Origin of the sequence: Paenibacillus sp. FSL R10-2796 (assembly GCF_037965315.1) — a bacterium.
In the GTDB taxonomy this organism is placed as follows: Bacteria; Bacillota; Bacilli; order Paenibacillales; family Paenibacillaceae; genus Paenibacillus_AQ; species Paenibacillus_AQ odorifer.
Window position 1 is genome coordinate 3,792,634 of sequence record NZ_CP150178.1, and the last position, 17,056, is coordinate 3,809,689.

The 17,056-nt window shown below is 44.1% G+C and carries 18 protein-coding genes; 14 read left to right on the top strand and 4 right to left on the bottom strand.

The features are described from left to right. Positions 1-53 precede the first annotated feature (53 nt). From pnuC to NST58_RS17140, 9 genes are all read left to right on the top strand, one after another. On the top strand, positions 54-734 hold the full coding sequence (gene pnuC / locus NST58_RS17100; protein WP_076217644.1) for a nicotinamide riboside transporter PnuC: 681 nt from the start codon (positions 54-56) through the stop codon (positions 732-734). After that, positions 731-1,741, top strand: coding sequence for an AAA family ATPase (locus NST58_RS17105; RefSeq protein WP_076184878.1), 1,011 nt, complete (start codon positions 731-733; stop codon positions 1,739-1,741). The genes pnuC and NST58_RS17105 overlap by 4 nt, the downstream gene beginning before the upstream one ends. Positions 1,742-1,767: 26 nt before the next feature. Further along, positions 1,768-2,655 carry an NUDIX domain-containing protein gene (locus NST58_RS17110; protein WP_076277376.1) on the top strand — a complete coding sequence of 296 codons (888 nt, stop codon included), beginning with the start codon at positions 1,768-1,770 and terminating at the stop codon, positions 2,653-2,655. Positions 2,656-2,657: 2 nt separating this feature from the next. Continuing rightward, positions 2,658-3,209 carry an NADAR family protein gene (locus NST58_RS17115; protein ID WP_339243607.1) on the top strand — a complete coding sequence of 184 codons (552 nt, stop codon included), beginning with the start codon at positions 2,658-2,660 and terminating at the stop codon, positions 3,207-3,209. 59 nt (positions 3,210-3,268) lie between these two features. After that, entirely contained in the window at positions 3,269-3,544 is a 276-nt protein-coding gene (locus NST58_RS17120) for a hypothetical protein (protein WP_339243609.1), read from the top strand. 261 nt (positions 3,545-3,805) lie between these two features. Further along, entirely contained in the window at positions 3,806-5,776 is a 1,971-nt protein-coding gene (locus NST58_RS17125; RefSeq protein ID WP_339243611.1) for an AraC family transcriptional regulator, read from the top strand. A 122-nt stretch (positions 5,777-5,898) separates the two neighbouring features. Beyond that, the gene (locus NST58_RS17130; RefSeq protein WP_339243613.1) at positions 5,899-6,876 is read left to right on the top strand and encodes an iron ABC transporter permease; all 978 of its coding nucleotides are present in this window, start codon (positions 5,899-5,901) and stop codon (positions 6,874-6,876) included. After that, positions 6,873-7,886, top strand: coding sequence for an iron ABC transporter permease (locus NST58_RS17135; RefSeq protein ID WP_076179405.1), 1,014 nt, complete (start codon positions 6,873-6,875; stop codon positions 7,884-7,886). The genes NST58_RS17130 and NST58_RS17135 overlap by 4 nt, the downstream gene beginning before the upstream one ends. Before the next feature lie 9 nt (positions 7,887-7,895). Next, positions 7,896-8,753, top strand: coding sequence for an ABC transporter ATP-binding protein (locus NST58_RS17140; RefSeq protein ID WP_076190254.1), 858 nt, complete (start codon positions 7,896-7,898; stop codon positions 8,751-8,753). Positions 8,754-9,299: 546 nt separating this feature from the next. Here the strand turns inward: NST58_RS17140 and NST58_RS17145 are convergent. Further along, complete coding sequence (locus tag NST58_RS17145; protein ID WP_076126589.1) at positions 9,300-10,211, bottom strand: YafY family protein; 912 nt, start codon at positions 10,209-10,211, stop codon at positions 9,300-9,302. A 99-nt stretch (positions 10,212-10,310) separates the two neighbouring features. Here NST58_RS17145 and NST58_RS17150 point away from each other — a divergent pair, with 99 nt between their 5' ends. The 3 genes from NST58_RS17150 (at position 10,311) to NST58_RS17160 (ending at position 12,233) form a co-directional block, all read left to right on the top strand. Beyond that, a complete protein-coding gene (locus tag NST58_RS17150) occupies positions 10,311-11,252 on the top strand; it encodes an alpha/beta hydrolase (RefSeq protein ID WP_076281777.1) in 942 nt (313 codons plus the stop codon). Next, on the top strand, positions 11,228-11,818 hold the full coding sequence (locus NST58_RS17155; protein WP_232061375.1) for a YdeI/OmpD-associated family protein: 591 nt from the start codon (positions 11,228-11,230) through the stop codon (positions 11,816-11,818). The genes NST58_RS17150 and NST58_RS17155 overlap by 25 nt, the downstream gene beginning before the upstream one ends. A 244-nt stretch (positions 11,819-12,062) precedes the next feature. Beyond that, the gene (locus NST58_RS17160) at positions 12,063-12,233 is read left to right on the top strand and encodes an alpha/beta hydrolase (protein WP_217696906.1); all 171 of its coding nucleotides are present in this window, start codon (positions 12,063-12,065) and stop codon (positions 12,231-12,233) included. 20 nt (positions 12,234-12,253) lie between these two features. On the opposite strand, the gene NST58_RS17165 is transcribed toward NST58_RS17160, so the two are convergent. Beyond that, entirely contained in the window at positions 12,254-12,571 is a 318-nt protein-coding gene (locus NST58_RS17165; protein WP_076302981.1) for a hypothetical protein, read from the bottom strand. A 346-nt stretch (positions 12,572-12,917) separates the two neighbouring features. Between NST58_RS17165 and NST58_RS17170 the strand changes: the two genes are divergently transcribed. Both NST58_RS17170 and NST58_RS17175 read left to right on the top strand, forming a co-directional pair. After that, positions 12,918-14,411: an SMI1/KNR4 family protein gene (locus NST58_RS17170; protein WP_339243618.1), complete on the top strand. Its 1,494-nt coding sequence runs from the start codon at positions 12,918-12,920 to the stop codon at positions 14,409-14,411. 366 nt (positions 14,412-14,777) lie between these two features. Continuing rightward, positions 14,778-16,256, top strand: coding sequence for a serine hydrolase domain-containing protein (locus tag NST58_RS17175; protein ID WP_339243620.1), 1,479 nt, complete (start codon positions 14,778-14,780; stop codon positions 16,254-16,256). A 209-nt stretch (positions 16,257-16,465) separates the two neighbouring features. Here NST58_RS17175 and NST58_RS17180 read toward each other — a convergent pair whose 3' ends face one another. Further along, positions 16,466-16,816 carry a hypothetical protein gene (locus tag NST58_RS17180; protein WP_036677002.1) on the bottom strand — a complete coding sequence of 117 codons (351 nt, stop codon included), beginning with the start codon at positions 16,814-16,816 and terminating at the stop codon, positions 16,466-16,468. Further along, on the bottom strand, positions 16,806-17,045 hold the full coding sequence (locus NST58_RS17185; protein ID WP_036677000.1) for a helix-turn-helix transcriptional regulator: 240 nt from the start codon (positions 17,043-17,045) through the stop codon (positions 16,806-16,808). Before NST58_RS17185 ends, NST58_RS17180 begins: the two co-directional genes overlap by 11 nt. Positions 17,046-17,056 lie beyond the last annotated feature (11 nt).

Genomic DNA, 17,056 nt, shown 5'->3' on the forward strand with positions numbered 1-17,056 from the left:
ACAACTAATTTTTTTCGCTCTATGAATGAGTGGAAAAAGCGGAGGGATGTAAGATGAAAAAGGTAGCGGCTAACTGGAATCTGTTCGAAATTACGTGGTTGATACTATTTACCTCAATCGCTGTCGGGTTTACAGTGATTACAAAGGACTCTTTATTCGGATTCACGGTATTTATTACTGGGGTGTTATGCGTGGTGCTTGCAGCGAAGGGCAACCTGATGAGCTATGTTTTCGGCATGTACAATACCATCGGTTATGCTTATTTGGCCTATATTAACGGTTTGTTTGGAGAGGTTATGCTGAATCTGCTATTCTTTGTTCCAATGAATGTCATTGGCTTCTACATGTGGAAAAATAATCGCCAAAAAGACGGTAGACTGACCATGCGGCAGATGGATCTTAGAAGACTGCTCCTCGTTGGGATGGTCTGTGTAATCGGCTGTTTAGTGCTCGGATTTGGGCTTTCGTTCATTCCGGGACAGAATTCGCCTTACATTGATGCCACTACAACGGTGCTGTCTGTTGTGGCGACCTTCTTAATGGTTAGAAGATTCAAGGAACAATGGCTGGTCTATATCGTGCTAAATCTCTTTACGGTGCTGCTATGGGCGATTCGCATGCTGGAGGGCAGCGGGGAAGGCCTACTGATGATCGTGATGTGGAGCGCGTATCTGGTCAACGCAGTTTACGGGTACTATATTTGGAATAAAGGGGCGAAGGAGGTGGCGGCATGAACACGCTTGGACTAACACTGGGGAAGTTTGCCCCGCTGCATAAAGGCCATCAGTTCATGATTGAAACGGCGCTACAAGAGGTCGATGAATTGATCCTAGTCATTTACGAAACGACAGTCACTCCGATCCCGCTTCATGTCCGGGCAAATTGGATTCGCAGGCTCTATCCGGAAGTCCGGGTAATCGAAGCTTGGGATGGTCCGGATGGATATTCGGATGACAGGGAGCATGAGGTTCGGGAAGAACAGTATATACTCGGTTTGCTGAACGGAGAGCAAGTAACGCATTTTTACTCGAGCGAATTCTACGGCAAACATATGAGTCTCGCTTTGGGTGCAATAGACCGGCGGGTGGATGAAGCTCGAGAGCGGGTCCCGATCTCAGCGACGATGGTCCGTTCCAATCCATATCAGTACAGGGAGTTCGTAAGTGATATCGTGTACCGGGATTTGATCACGAAATTGGTATTCGTTGGAGCGATGTCAACGGGTAAGTCGACGATCACCGAAGCACTGGCACAGCGATATTGCACAACGTTCGCAAGCGAATACGGACGCGATTATTGGACCGAACATCAGGTGGACCGCCGAATCGGCTTGGAAGCGTTCGATGAAATCGCGGTGGGTCATATCGAGCGCGAAGAACAGGCAATGCTTGCGGCGAACCGGGTTCTGTTCGTCGATACCAATGCGATCACGACGTATATGTTCGCCCTAGATTACCACGGCCGAGCCCCCGAGCTGTTAACCCGGATCGCTCTGGAGAACGCGCAACGTTATGATCTGTTCTTCTTATGCGCTGACGATATTCCTTACGACGATACGTGGGACCGCAGCGGGGATCAGAAGCGGCATGTCTTTCATAAACAGATTATCGCGGATTTGAAGGAGCGGCGGATCCCCTATATTACGCTGCGGGGGAGCCTGGAGGAACGTATACGCAAGGTAGATGAAGTGTTGGCAAAGTTCGAGCCCTACGGGAACTATTTCGGAGAGCTGAACGGTTAAATCAAATATAAAGGAGGCATACCCACTTGGATTTGTTGGATAAGGATGGACTTACGGAATCTGAATTTTTGAAGCAATACAAGGCAGGCGATTACGAGCGTCCTTCAGTGACAACGGATATGGTTATCTTCACTGTGACGGAAGACGAGGCTGACAGTTATCGCAAACTACCGGAAAAAGAGCTACGCGTCCTACTAATTCGCCGGGGGGCTCACCCCTTCCTGGGCAAATGGGCGCTGCCTGGCGGTTTTGTCCGACCGAATGAGACGACTGAGCAGGCAGCAGTAAGGGAACTATGCGAGGAAACTGGCGTAGAAGACGTTTATCTGGAGCAGTTGTATACGTTCAGTGATATCGGGCGCGACCCACGAACCTGGGTAATAAGCTGCAGCTATATGGCTTTGATCAATAGCGACAAGTTGGAGCTTAAGGCAGGAGATGATGCAGCAGACGCCGCCTGGTTCAAGGTATCCTATCGGCCGCTGCGGGAGCAAAAAGAACTGATTGTGGACGGATACATCAAGACGCTGGAGTACGAACTCAAACTAAGTAGTGAAGAAGAAGAACTTTCGGCGGTCGTGGCGAGGACTATGACAGCGAAGACTACATCGACTGGCACGGATTATGAGATCGTATCGAATGACGGATTGGCCTTCGACCATGCGAAGATCATAGCATGCGCTATTGATCGGTTACGGGGAAAAGTGAATTACACCGATATTGCACTGCACTTGATGCCGAAGCTTTTTACCTTGACGGAACTGCAGCAGGTTTATGAGGTAATTATGGATAAAGAGCTGTTGAAGGCGGCCTTCCGGCGTAAAGTAGCCGATCTTGTAGTGGAGACCGATCATTATACCGAAAATGCGGGGCATAGACCATCCCGCTTATATCGGAGAAATTTGGAGGGTTAACGATGATTTACAATATCGATGAGTTAAGAAAAGTATATAACGAAGGAAAAAAGTTCAAATTCGTGTTTTTTTGGGGACATACACCGCCTAAGGACGGGAGCGTTGATAAAAGCTGCTTCAGCCAATGGTGGCTGTGCCCGTTCACGTTAGAGGGAACGCAGTACTCATGCGCCGAGCAGTTTATGATGGCCGAGAAGGCAAGGTTGTTCGGCGATGACGAAATGCTGGAGTCCATCCTTAAAGCTAAGCATCCAAAGGAGATGAAGGCTTTTGGACGTGCGGTCCAAAACTTTGACAAAGATATTTGGGATAAGGAATGTTACAGCATCGTCAAAAGAGCCAGCTTGGCCAAATTTTCGCAGAATCCGAAGCTTAACGATTATCTTAACTCGACGAAGAACCGCATCCTCGTCGAGGCTAGCCCGCGGGACCGTATTTGGGGGATCGGCATGGGCCAGTCCAATCCGGATGCGGAGAATCCCATGAAATGGCGGGGCAGAAATCTGCTGGGGTTCGCACTGACGGAAGCGCGGGACGAGTTGCTGCGGAGTTAGATTTATACAAGATTAAATTAATGGACTTGAGGAAATCAATGACAGGATGAGGGATGACCGTGAAATATACCGATTATATCTGCCTGAAAACAGGAAGATACCAATCAGTAGGAAAGTTTGGCGATAATATTTATGCATATGAGATCCTTACGGGGGTAACCGACTCCCCGGAGTACCATCAAATTTCTAAGGCGGAATTCGATTCTTTTGAAACTTGGAGCCAAGAGTACATTTCGGATCTTAAAAAAATGTATGAAATCATTAACCGTCCCGTTATCTGCAGCGGCTACTTAGGGAGAGAGGAACTTGATCCTTCACTGCTTCGGAATATTTAGCTGTAAATAATATCTTCTACTGAGAGTATAGAAACGATTCTTCGCTCAGAGGACAAGAACATAGTCTCACTGGATGCCGCGCTGTGCGCGGCTTTTTTTATCGGTACATGTTCTTGTCTTTTGTTTAGGGCAAGAACTTGTCCCCAATGTCACTTAATGATGATATACTTACCTCATGAATTATGATATTGATAATCAATATCAATTGAATTGATAGGTGATATATAAATTGCAAAAGGTGAGATGAAGGAGCGCAGATAGATGCAAGACGAAGCAGCAGCAAGCCAGGTATTTACACCGGAGATGATCGATACGATGGCCCACATTTGGACACGTTCGATCATTACATTAATAGATGTACGTTTCCAGAATGTAGCGTCCCAATACCCGTTGGAGCAGTATAAAATGCCTAGTAGCATGTTTATCTATGCATGTGGAGGAGAAGCACAAATTCAACTGAATGAAACCACATTTGGAATGGAACGCTTTGGTTTAGTTCACGGAGGGAAGGGGAGCCTGCTCAGTATTTCGCCTAAAGGGGAGAATGTGAAGACCTTTATGGTATTTTATAAAGCAGAATTACCTCTTTTTTTCAAGAGGCACCTGCAGCAATTACTGGAGGAAGTAAATCCATTTGTTCAACAGTATGGTTATACACCAAGTAATCCTATCTTGCTACTCGATTGGTTTCAACAGATGATGAATGGCTGGAACCGCGGCAAAGCGATGGATCAGCTGCAGGCCAAAAGTTTTCTATATCAATTGATACATGGGGTGTACAGAGATTTTGAGAGTGGTGAAATTCGGTATCTCCAGCCAGATCCAGCCTGTTCTGCCAAGATATATCTCGATAAACATTACATGCAGCCGATTATGTTCCAAGAAATTGCTGATATGTTTGGGATCAGTGGCGGGCAATTGACGCGGCTGTTCAAAAAAAAGGAAGGCATGAGCTTACAGGAGTACCTCATTCAGAGAAGGATTGAAGCTGCCTGCCATGACTTGAAACATACAGAAGCAACCATTAAAGAGATCGCAACAGGATCTGGTTTTGCAGATGAGAAAAATTTGTTTCGGATGTTTAAGAAGTATTACAAGATGACGCCAAGTGATTATCGGAAAATAAACGCACTATCTATGCAGGTTGATGGTATTGATAATGATTCTCATTTTCTTTACTATGAGAGGGAACTAGCGGGTCTAGTCCAGTCTTATAGAGAAGGGGAATCAACCATGTTTGGAAAAGTAAGAAGTAAAGAAATGATCTTGGCGGCGACGATGAGCTTGATGCTGTTATTGTCGGCATGTGCGTCGGGAACGCCATCGAATAACGGGGGAACGGTGAATTCAAACCCTGCGCAGACACAACAGACGACACAACCGGAAGTATCGGAGACGAATGCTTCAGAAGCAGTCTCGCAGACGAGAACGATATCCACAGTAAAGGGTGACGTTAAGGTACCGAACAACCCTCAGCGTGTTGTAGTCGATTATTTGGTTGGTGATGTGGTGGCCCTAGGTGTAACTCCTTTAGGAGTGGCGAGAGCGGCAAGGGACGGGAAAGAGGCTGTTTTTGCTAACCAGATTACAGACTCTATTAAAATAGCTATGGAGCCGGAAGATGTCATGACTCTTGAGCCTGATCTGATCATTTTAGCATGGGGCGATGAAAATTATGAAGATTTATCCAAAATTGCCCCGACAATTTATGTCCCTTATGGTGATATGACTACAGAAGAGCGGATACATTTTATTGGTGATGTTTTGAACAAGCAGGAAGAGGCTAAGGCTGTTCTGAGTGCTTATGCCGGAAAAATAGAAGAAGCGAAGCTAGCCCTTCAGAATGCAGGTCTTTCAGACGTGACAATTACTATGGGGGAATTCAGTGATAAAAGTAACTACATCGCTGGAGCCAAGCATGCGGTTGGCGAGCTTGTTTATAATGGACTTAAAATGAAGGCACCTTCAAAAGTTCAAACTGATATTATTGACACAGATAAATATTGGGGAGATATCTCTATGGAGGTCTTGGCTGCTTACATAGGGGATTATCTAATCGCTATAGGAGATACGGAAGTCCCTACTGATAATGCGGTCTGGAAATCGCTACCTGCTGTGCAACATAATCGGATCATATCGGTGGGTACATCGCTATCTTGGTCCACGGATATAATGACTTCCAGTGCATTGATTGATCATATTGTAAATCAATTGCTGGCTATGGCTAGATAAGGATTTTGACGAGGTAAAAAGAAGTACTCCAATTTGTAAATATGACTATCAGTAGGTAAGGAAAGGAAAGCGTAATGAAAAACAAGCCTGAACAAAAACGCCGTGGGGCGGTGAATTTCACCATGTACATGGTGGTAGGGCTTGGATTAACGGTTCTCATGTCGGCGGCGTCGATTAGCTTCGGCGCCGCCGACATGAGGTTAGCGACTGCATGGGAGGCTATTTTCCGATTTGATCCAACGCTCACTGAGCATCAAATTATACAAACCCTACGTCTTCCGCGTACCGTAGCCGATCTGATCGTCGGATGCAGCCTTGCGGTATGTGGGGCTATTATGCAGGGAACGACGCGAAATCCGCTGGCTGACTCCGGGCTGATGGGCATCAGCTCTGGTGCAGCATTCGCGATTGCTCTTTGCCTGGCCTTTCTGCCGGGTTATTCGTATGGGCATATGATGCTGTTTGCTTGTCTGGGAGCAGCACTCGCGACCGGGATCACTTACTTCATCGCGTCACTGGGCAAGCGCGGGATGACGCCTCAGCGGCTGGTACTGGCAGGACTGTCCATCTCTATGCTATTTGGCGCACTCAGTCAGTATTTAGCGATCAATTATAATCTGGGTCGAGCATTAGCATTCTGGACGGCAGGCAGTACAGCGGGGGTTAAGTGGGGGGAATTGCTGATCGTCTCACCGCTATTTGTTGGTGGTGTACTGCTGGCGCTGGCGCTATCTCCTTCTGTTACACTGCTCAGTTTGGGGGATGATGTGGCAAGTGGACTCGGTATTCGTAGCGGACTGGTCAAAGGTTTATCGACGATTATCGTGCTCGTGCTGACTGGATTGGCTGTTGTCTTAGTTGGTCCGATCGGGTTTGTTGGTCTGATTACCCCACATATTGTGCGATACATGGTCGGTGTCGACTATCGTTACATTATTCCGGCAGTTGCTCTATATGGTGCGTTGCTGACCGTGTCGGCCGATCTGGCTGGACGCTTGATCAATAAGCCGTTCGAAACACCGATTGGCATTATATTTTCTATCATTGGTGTGCCGTACTTTCTCTTCCTGGCTCGCAAGCAAAGGAGGGAATCTAAATGATCAAGCAGCGTTATACGGTGCAAAGGGGCATTATCGTCAATATAGTGCTTATGGTGCTCATCCTTATGTTTGCTGTCATTAGCATGAATTCTGGCAAAATGAATCTTTCACCGCTAGAAGTGCTGAATGTTCTCCTCGGAAACGGTACAGATAAGCAAAATCTGATCGTGTTCGATTTTCGCCTGCCACGAATCACACTGTCGATCTTGGTAGGTCTGGGAATGGGAGCGGCTGGGGTCGTGATGCAGAGTTTGCTGCGTAATGACATGGCTAGTCCAGGGACGCTGGGGATTAGTTCGGGATCGGGTTTGTTTGTCCTGTTCTTCGTCGTATTCATCGCATCGACAGGAAAGGGCTCCTTTATTGCCCTACCACTACTGGCCTTTGTTGGCGGATTATTGGCGGCGGGATTGATCTTCTTATTGTCGTATCGCCGTGGGCGAGATATTTCGCCAATCGGTTTGATCTTAACCGGGGTCGCACTCGGAAGCGGGTATGAAGCGCTGACCACCTTCCTGACTCTCAAGCTGAATGATTCGCAGATGGATTTCATGCTGCATTGGCTGGCGGGAAGCTTATGGGGCGCTGATTGGCGTTATATTTCCGTACTGGCACCATGGGTCTTGATTTTACTCGGCTATATTTTCTACAAGTCTCGCATACTTAACACCCTCCATCTGGGCAATCAGACGGCAGAAGGGCTGGGTCTTGCCGTGAAGCGGCAGTTTTTGGGGTTGTCGATCGCTGCGGTTGCTTTATCCTCTGGCAGTGTGGCCGTGGGCGGAAGCTTCTTTTTCGTTGGCTTGATCGCTCCGCATGTGGCAAGAAAACTGGTCGGGCCCGATCACAAATTGCTCGTTCCGGCTGCCAGCCTGACCGGAGGATTAGTCGTGGTGCTGGCTGACACGATTACGCGCACGGTTAGCTTGGGGGGAGATGTGCCGACGGGAATCGTCATTACGGTCATCAGTGTTCCGTACTTTCTTTATTTACTATCGAAGGCCAATTAGGAGGACGTCATGGAAAGTATTACAGCGCAACAAATCGATATTGCCTATAATGACACGCTTATCGTAAAAGAACTGAACTTGCAGATTCCGCGTGGACAGATTACCTCGATTATCGGTCCCAATGGATGCGGCAAATCAACCGTACTAAAGGCAGTCGGTCGGTTGCTCAAGACGAATAATGGTACGGTTTATCTGAATGGCGCCGATATCCGTACGCTGTCCACCAAGGAAGTGGCCAAGCAGATGGCGATTCTGCCGCAGACGCCGACCGCACCGAGCGGTTTGACGGTCGGTCAATTAATCGCCTATGGGCGTTTTCCACATCAACGGGGCTTCGGCAAGCTCTCCAAAGAGGATAAGCAAGTAGTAGCCTGGGCCCTATCGGTTACACAGCTTACAGCGTTTGAGCATCGTGAGGTCGATACGCTATCTGGCGGTCAGCGTCAGCGCGTATGGATTGCGATGGCGCTCGCCCAGCAAACCGATCTGATCCTGCTGGATGAACCCACAACCTATCTGGACCTGGCGCATCAGCTTGAAGTGCTGGAACTGCTCTATGAACTAAATCGCAGTCAACAGGTGACGATTGTGATGGTGCTGCATGACCTGAATCTGGCAGCACGCTTCTCCGACTATATGGTGGCGATTCGTGAGGGTCAGGTGGTGGAGCATGGTTCGCCAGAGCGTGTAATGACGGTACGGACGCTGCGTGAGGTATTTGCCATTGATGCCGAGATTATGCTGGAACCACGAACAGGGCGACCGGTGTATGTGACGTACGAGCTCTTGCGTGATAATCGTAGAGAACAAGGTGTGGATCAAGGATTCCCAAAAGCTAAGGAACAGAAGGAGGCGATTGCCACTTGAAAATCGCATAGCGTGTCCTCCTAGGCGCACGGAAATACTGGTGCAGTTAGGCATTGGATTTGCCGGTGTCATGATAGCCACGATTCAACGCGTATAGCCTTTGGTGTAGCTTCCACAAGCAACTAACTCCATGAAAGTGGGCTAAGGCTTGTTGCAGAGGGGAGAGATAATAATAAATAACAACATATCCTAAATTCACAGCCGCAGGTAACTAGCTTGCGGGCTTTTTTTATTATTCGGAGCACTAGATTACGTGATTAATTTGAGAGAACCAGTATATATAACTCTAAATGAAGCAAGGAGGACTATTGAAGGTATCAGAGGAATGCGCAACAAGCAGATTGCCCGGAAACTGCAGATGGGGACCGCAACACAGCAGTTGAGAAGATCAGCTAGTTCAGACTCAGGCGCACAATCACAATAGAATCTAAACGTGGCTGAAATCTTGGAACAGATGTATCCCACGGTGAAGACAAATCGGGCTGAACCGTACCATAAATAGGGTGAAAAGTTGAGTTGAAGGTTGAAGCTTTAATGCTAAATATATCAGGAATAGTTCTCCATCATTTGATATAAATAATTTCGAAAGTCTTCAACATAGGTTTTGGGCTCTACAACTTTTAGATGAGTGCCGAAGCTTGCTAAAAGTTGAAATCCCATACGATTTTGTGGGACATAAATGGTTGCTAATAAAAATCCAGAATTATGGTCTTCAATACTTCTTCGACCATACCTTTCGATGATTTGATCTTTTATGCTAGGCGATATCCAGGCCTTAATCGTGACGAATTCAGGTAGATAATTTGCTTCGTGTACTTGCTCTGACCAATCGTCTCTAGGATGAAACGCGCGTTCATCCATAGTAATATGATCGATCCGAGATAACTTGAAAGTTCGATATCCCTGTCGATGTAAACAGAATCCTTTCAAGTACCAACTCGATTCGCTAAAATGCAGCTCATAGGGCTCGACCATTCTATTCGTTACAGCCCCGTCCTTATCTGTATAATCAAACGAAACCAGCCTCTTTTTTGAAATGGATTCTTGATATGTCTTTAAGGTTTCAAGAATCTCGGACCGACCTTCCCAATCATAAAACGACAGTTGAATGGAACGATTTAGAGACAATGGACTAACCATTGCCTCTATTTTTTTTATCGTTCTTTCAACTTCTTCAGTACGGAGGATTTGTTCCAATCCGCCGAGCGCAGTTAATATATTCTGTAAATCGGAGCTGCTTAAAAGGCGTTTATCAACCTTGTATTCATCCATTATGCCGTAGCCCCCTTTGACCCCATTGACAGAGTAGATCGGGATGTTCGATAAGCTCAATGTTTCCATATCGCGAAGGATCGTTCTTTTGGAGACATTGAATAGTTGTGAGAATTCCGTTGTAGAAACAACCTCTTTTTTCAGCAATATCATGATAATCGAAATGAGTCTCTCCACTTTGTCCATAATTGCCCTCTTTTTTTACATGATTTCAGAAAGGTGACACCTAGATGTCACCTTTTATTCATTATACTACAAGTATCACAAGAAGGAGGTTTTAATTCAATGTTTAATCCAACCGATTTTCCCAAGCCCACCCTTATTTCAGCCAACGGTGTGGAACTCGAAGTGTTTGAAGCAGGCCGAGAAAACGCAGGAAAACCTATTGTACTCTGCCACGGCTGGCCAGAGCATGCCTTTTCTTGGCGCCATCAGATGGACGCACTTGCGGCAGCGGGCTACCATGCCATCGTCCCCAACCAGCGGGGTTACGGCAACTCATCCCGTCCGACCGAAGTAACAGACTATGACATTGAACACTTGTCGGGTGATCTCATCGCGCTTCTCGATCACTATGGATACGAGGACGCTACCTTTGTCGGTCATGACTGGGGTGCATTCGTCGTTTGGGGACTGACCTTGTTGCATCCAAACCGCGTCAATAAAGTGATAAATCTGAGCTTGCCTTACCAAGAGCGCGGAGAAAAACCCTGGATCGAGTTCATGGAAGAAATACTTGGCGGCGATTTCTATTTCGTCCACTTCAATCGACAGCCAGGCGTCGCGGACGCCGTATTCGAAGACAATACATACAGGTTCCTTCGCAACCTGTACCGGAAGAACGAGCCTCTCAGAGCACCTGAGCCAGGTATGGCGTTGATCAATCTCGCCAGAGCAGAAACACCGCTCGGTGAGCCCGTATTGAGCGAAAGCGAGCTGGCCGTTTACGTCTCCGCTTTTGAAACATCAGGGTTCACGGGCAGCATAAATTGGTACAGGAACCTTGACCGCAACTGGCGCTTATTGGCGAAAGTGAACCCAATCATCCAGCAGCCGACCCTCATGATCTACGGCGACCGGGATGTGGTTGCGAAGTCTGAAAACCTGACAAAGTTCGTGCCCAATGTGGAAGTGGTCAATCTGGATTGCGGTCATTGGATCCAGGAAGAAAAGCCGGAAGAAACAAACCAAGCGATTTTAAAATGGCTGGAACAATGGGAGATGTAGTTTTTTTCAACAACCAAGAAGAGTTTAACGATTGGTTAGAAGAACATCATGCTGAAGCTAGTGAAATTTGGGTGGGCTATTTTGGGATAAGTACAGGTCGTGCAAGCCTTACTTGGTCTGCATCAGTAGATGCCGCTCTTTGTTTTGGGTGGATTGACGGTATACGAAAAACCATTGATAAACAAAGCTATAAGATTCGCTTTACTCCGCGCAAAGTAAATAGTGTATGGAGTGCTGTGAACGTAAAGAAGGTAAAAGCACTAATACAGTTTGGAAAGATGAGACCAGAAGGAATGCACGTCTTTAACAACAGAACCGATGCACAAGGCTATTCCTCTGAACAAAGAAACGTGGAACTTGCTAAAGAATATGAAGAACAAATCAAGGCAAATCAAACAGCCTGGCTATTCTTCACTAATTTATCACCATCCTATAAAAGAGATTCAATCTGGTGGGTAATGAGCGCTAAGAAAGAAGAAACACGATTAAGAAGGCTTGGAATATTGATCGCTTCATCTGAAGAAGGGCTAAAATTTCAACATTGCAAAAAATATATTACAGAATAAGGAAATATAAATAACAAAAGAATGGTTAAAAGGATTTTTGGTACTGCATAAATCTGGGTCTATTGTTTCCCTGATCTATAGGAGAGAGGAGCTACTGTATTTCTCAATCAATTAGGGTTTCATTCTCATCAAAAGTCAGAACGTTTTAAATGCGAGGCATAAATCAAATCGCTAAATGAAGAAGGGATGAAACAGCTCATCCAAAATCGCAACCCCCTTCATTTTCATGGTACAGCCGACCCTCATGATCTATGGTGACCGGGATACGGTCCAGAGGTCTGAAAACCTGACAAAGTTCGTGCCTAATGCAGAAGTGGTCAATCTGGATTGCGGTCATTGGATCCAGCAAGAAAAGCCGGAAGAAACAAACCAAGCGATTTTGAGATGGCTGGAAGAGCAGAATGATGCTGAATAGAGTCGCTTAGCAAGCAAAACTTAGAAAAACAATAAGGACACCCAAACAGGCAAGGTCATTAAGTTAAGCTCAAAGGTAAGAACGGGAATAAAAATGGAATTCAAAACGGCATGGGAAAGCCCCGTGCCGATCGCTGTCAATACGAGTCCTGAATGAACTTCATTAACAATCTCTTGAATTTCAAGTACTGTCCATGGAGATGTCTCGTCCACGCTCAATGCATAATCAACATAGGTTAAGTTCGACGGAGTAACATCTGTTACTCCAGTAGTGTCAAATATTGAGTGGTCAGGCGCATCGCCAGCTTGCTGAACGTAGTAAGCATTAATCGTATCCAACGCGGCTTGTGGAGACAATGGTGCAGGTGTTTGTGTAGGTGTCTGCGTTCTATAGATGTTACGCTGAACCGTACCATTAAATAGGGTGAAAATTAGTTGTGAATGAAGTTTATATAGAGATAAAATTAACCCCTAAGATGACTCTTAGTTTTTTTCATATGACTTAATACAACAATATTTACAAATTCATGATACGATATTGCTAAATCGGGAGATAGATGCTCCATATTTAAGATAGAATTAATTATTGATAGAACTGTTGAAGATGAATCATAACAAAATGATTGATGATCAACCAAGAATGTTTACTGAAACTATTATGACTCTGTAGAATGGGGGCCAATATATGTCATTAGCTAATAAAAAAGAAGAGTGTTTACTTATAGAGACATTAAAATCGCATATACCAAATGTAGAGGAATTACTGAATCCAGCAGTTGAGGAATCAGAAATAAATCTTTTCGAGAGCATGATGAACTGCAAATTTCCAGAAGATTTCAGAAAGCTATACATGAATTTTAATGGAGAAGGAGAGCAGATTTTTGGCATAATGGCTGGTCTTGGTTGGATGAACATTGAATCGATAGTAAGTAACTGGAAGTCCCTTTTGGAATCAGCTTACGATATTATATCCAGCAAATCAGATGTAATAAAAGACGGGAACTACAGAGAAGGCTGGATTCCTTTTGCTGAAGATGGTGGTGGCTCATTTTTGGCAATAGATTTAGACCCCGGAGAAAAGGGCGTTTATGGGCAAATTATTACGATAGATCATAATTCTCATTTTTCCTATGTTATTGCAGAAAGTTTGGGACATTTCTTTGAATTTATCGATTCGAGTCTCAGAAATAGTAGTATTGGTATTCGTGAAGAAGAAGATGTAATCATATTATCCCGTGAAAGTGGAAGTTTGTTAGATGATATTTTGGCTTTGACTAATTTGAATATCGAAGAGAACAGCCTTATCCCTGTAAGCGGATTTTGGGAAGAGTATTTTAAAGACGATGTTGAAAGTGGTTTTGTATCTTCAAAAACATTGAAAAAAAAGAGACTGGTATTTATTAGAGCTGATCAAGCTCAAAAATACGGAGCAATATCTTTGGATATTTTAACCCATATGGTTAATCTTAAAGAACTTATTATACATGCGGATGAAATTACTAATTTTGATGTACTTCAACGGTTGACTTCTTTAGCAGAACTTGTGATAGGATCAGAAGCTTTTAAAGAATCTGATTTGAAGTACTTGGTTTCTTTAGATGGGTTAAGGAAGCTAACATTAATAGGACTTCCATTAAAAGATATACATACACTGAAAGATATAAAGAAATTAAAGAGTTTGAGATTATGTAGAATGAACTCAATTGATAGGGGATTAATTGGAACTATAAAAAATTTGAAGGAACTAAGCTTAGAAGAAATGGAGGTTGGCGACCTGCTTTATATTTCAAACCTTAGTAAGTTAATAAAACTAGAGCTCAAACAAGTGACAATACCACATTTATCATTCTTAAAAGCTTTAAAGAATCTAACGGTTTTTGAGACAGATAGCTGTGCAATAGATGAATCACATATAGAGGTTATAGGAGAATTGAAGAAATTAAAGCAGTTCACTTATCCGGTTGGAGATTTAACAATACTCAAAAATTGTATGAGTCTAAAGCAGATTGGAGTAGATGCATCAAGACTTAAAGGTTTGGAGGAAATTTCAGACTGTAATATAGTCGATATAACTATATTTCATGCAACATCGAAAGAGAACGCGAAGTCCGTAGTTGCGGAGTTTAATAAATACTTTAAACTTCAGTCATATGGATGGCAGGTCACATGGAAAGATTAATGAAGCTTGCCTGCACTGAGCTTTATCATTATAGGGTGAAATTTTTATAAAAGAAAGGAGACTAGCCATATTGGTTAGTCTCCTTTCTTTTTGTCGTTAGACCAACGCTGATACCTAATAAAATAGTAATGATGAAGCAGAAAAATTGTAGACATAAGATTTAAACCATTGACCTTTCCGCTAAGTAATCAGAGGGGCCTTTTTTGCGAAACAAGAAATAATATACATGGGTCTGTGAAGTTTACAATTGTAATCTAATTATTGAACGTCTAGCATTAAGTATATTGGAGCGACGCATTAGGCGGATAAGGCGTACTACAGGTTGTTTATATTATCCTCGCATAATTTACTCGAAATGGAGAGCTTATGAAAAAGACTATTGTTTGTGTAATAGCGATACTTATCGTATTCTCAGGATTCGCAACACAAAGTTATGCGGCGTTGTCAGATACGCAATCTGCGGCAATACACGCGTTGCTGGATGATGCCCGTCGTATATCAGGTGTGCCGGGAATGTCAATCTCGATACTAGCTGATGATGAAATTTTCTACTTTTCTTCCGGGTATGCAGACCGTGAAAGTGGGTTGTCTGCAAGTGAGAACACACTATATGAACTGGCCTCGGTCAGTAAAGCCTTTACCGGCATGGGTATTCTGCTGTTGGAGGAACAAGGGCTGCTGTCAATGACTGACACTGTCCAAAAATATTTACCTTGGTTTACGTTAAAGTATCAAGGAAAACCTGTTGATATGCAAAGCCTTACACTCAATAACTTTCTTCACCATACTAGCGGCCTAACAAATGGTAAGCATTCTCAAAATATTCCACAAGGCAATACACCAGATTTGCTGCAAAAGACTGTGGAAATGCTGGTAGATGTTGAGTTGGCGTTCCCTCCCGGTGAACAGTACAACTATGGGACCGTTAATTATGACGTATTGGGTTTGGTTATTGAGATTGTGTCGGGACAAAGCTATGAAGACTTTATGAGGGAACAGGTATTTCAGCCGTTAGGTCTTCACCAGACGTATGTTTATAAAGAAGATGCTCAAGCCACCGGACAGTTGGCACAGGGCTACCGTTCTTCCTTTTTTATGACAACTCCATATAACGCGCCGGATTTTTCCGGGAATAAACCCGCAGGCTACATCATTTCTTGTACAAAAGATATGGCGCGTTGGATGGGCATACAGATGGGTATTGTGAAGGACATACCCGAAATATTCCATACGGTTATAGAAAAATCACATCAGGGTGATATGTCTGTTCCGGCTGTCAACGAAATGTATTATGCAGCGGGCTGGACGGTAAACGCCAACCAAACGATTATAGAGCACCCCGGGGGAAATCCCAATTTTGGAACCGAAGTGATCATACTGCCAAATGAACGAACAGCCGTCTGCTTGCTGACCAATGGCGCAAATATCAATAGAAGCATGGTACTAAAAGTTAAAGAGATATTAGACGGCAATCTAACGCAGTCATATGAAATAAGCGGCACACAGCTTTTGGACATCATTTTATCGTCTACCACAATTATTCTTTGCCTATTGGCCGTTCTGTTCTTTCTCTTAGGATTACGCAGAAGGAAGACGAATGAGCGGCAGCCAATGACAAAAAAGCGAATAATCGTAACAGCTATTTTGCTGATTGCTACGATTGCCCTGTGTATAATGTGCTGTGCATTAGATTGGCCAACGATACTTATTTGGCAAACATATAGTGTTCTTACAGCCTTGATTTCTTCAGCATTATTAACAGCAAGCATTACATGGTTTGTATACACTCAACGGTATAATAGTCTCATAAGAGGCGGGGCAGAGCGCGGTTTTTTTGATTTATGAATACATGTTCTTGTCGCGATCAAAGGACAAGAACATGTAACCATTGCCGCTAGAAGCAGAGGGGGGAAGGAACATAAAAGGATATTTTTGATTTTAGCAATTTATTTTACAACCCGATTGCACCTATTGAACTTCCATACCACTTAGTTAGCATATTTATCAACATTGTCTAATCCCCATCCTTAGCTGGTCCTCGCTCTGACCCTTCCTTACGACAAATCCTTTTTATACTGGATGGCCATGTAAATTCCACCAGCTAAAAACGCTAGCGCATATTTGAACAAGAAAAAGATGTTCCACATATACTCTTTAGGAAAAATCATGTCACATAGAATAATTGTCAACAGCATAAAGTAACTGCTTTTCAAAAAGATTTTATTTGTCCGTTCATCGTCTTGCCCAATCTTCTTATAAAATACATAGGTAAAAATCGCACTACCCATGAGCAGTAAAAAACCTACTCCAATGAGAATATTCCAATTTCCCGTAGATTGCTCAGCCCAGGACTTTAAAGGGTGGAAAATTGCGTTATGGATATCAGAAATAGACTTAATTTTCATTTTGATCATTTCCTTTCAAATAAGTAAAAACATCGTTTACATCAACATTAAAAAAATCGGCAATTCGAAAAGCCAATAGCAGAGTCGGCACATAATTCCCTTTTTCCATTACGAAAATGGTTTGTTTGGAAACCCCGACTTTCTCTGCTAATTCTTGCTGAGACATTCTGGCAAGTACACGATATTCATAAACCTTATTGGATATCGAATCACCGAAATCTTTCTTCATGACCATCACCT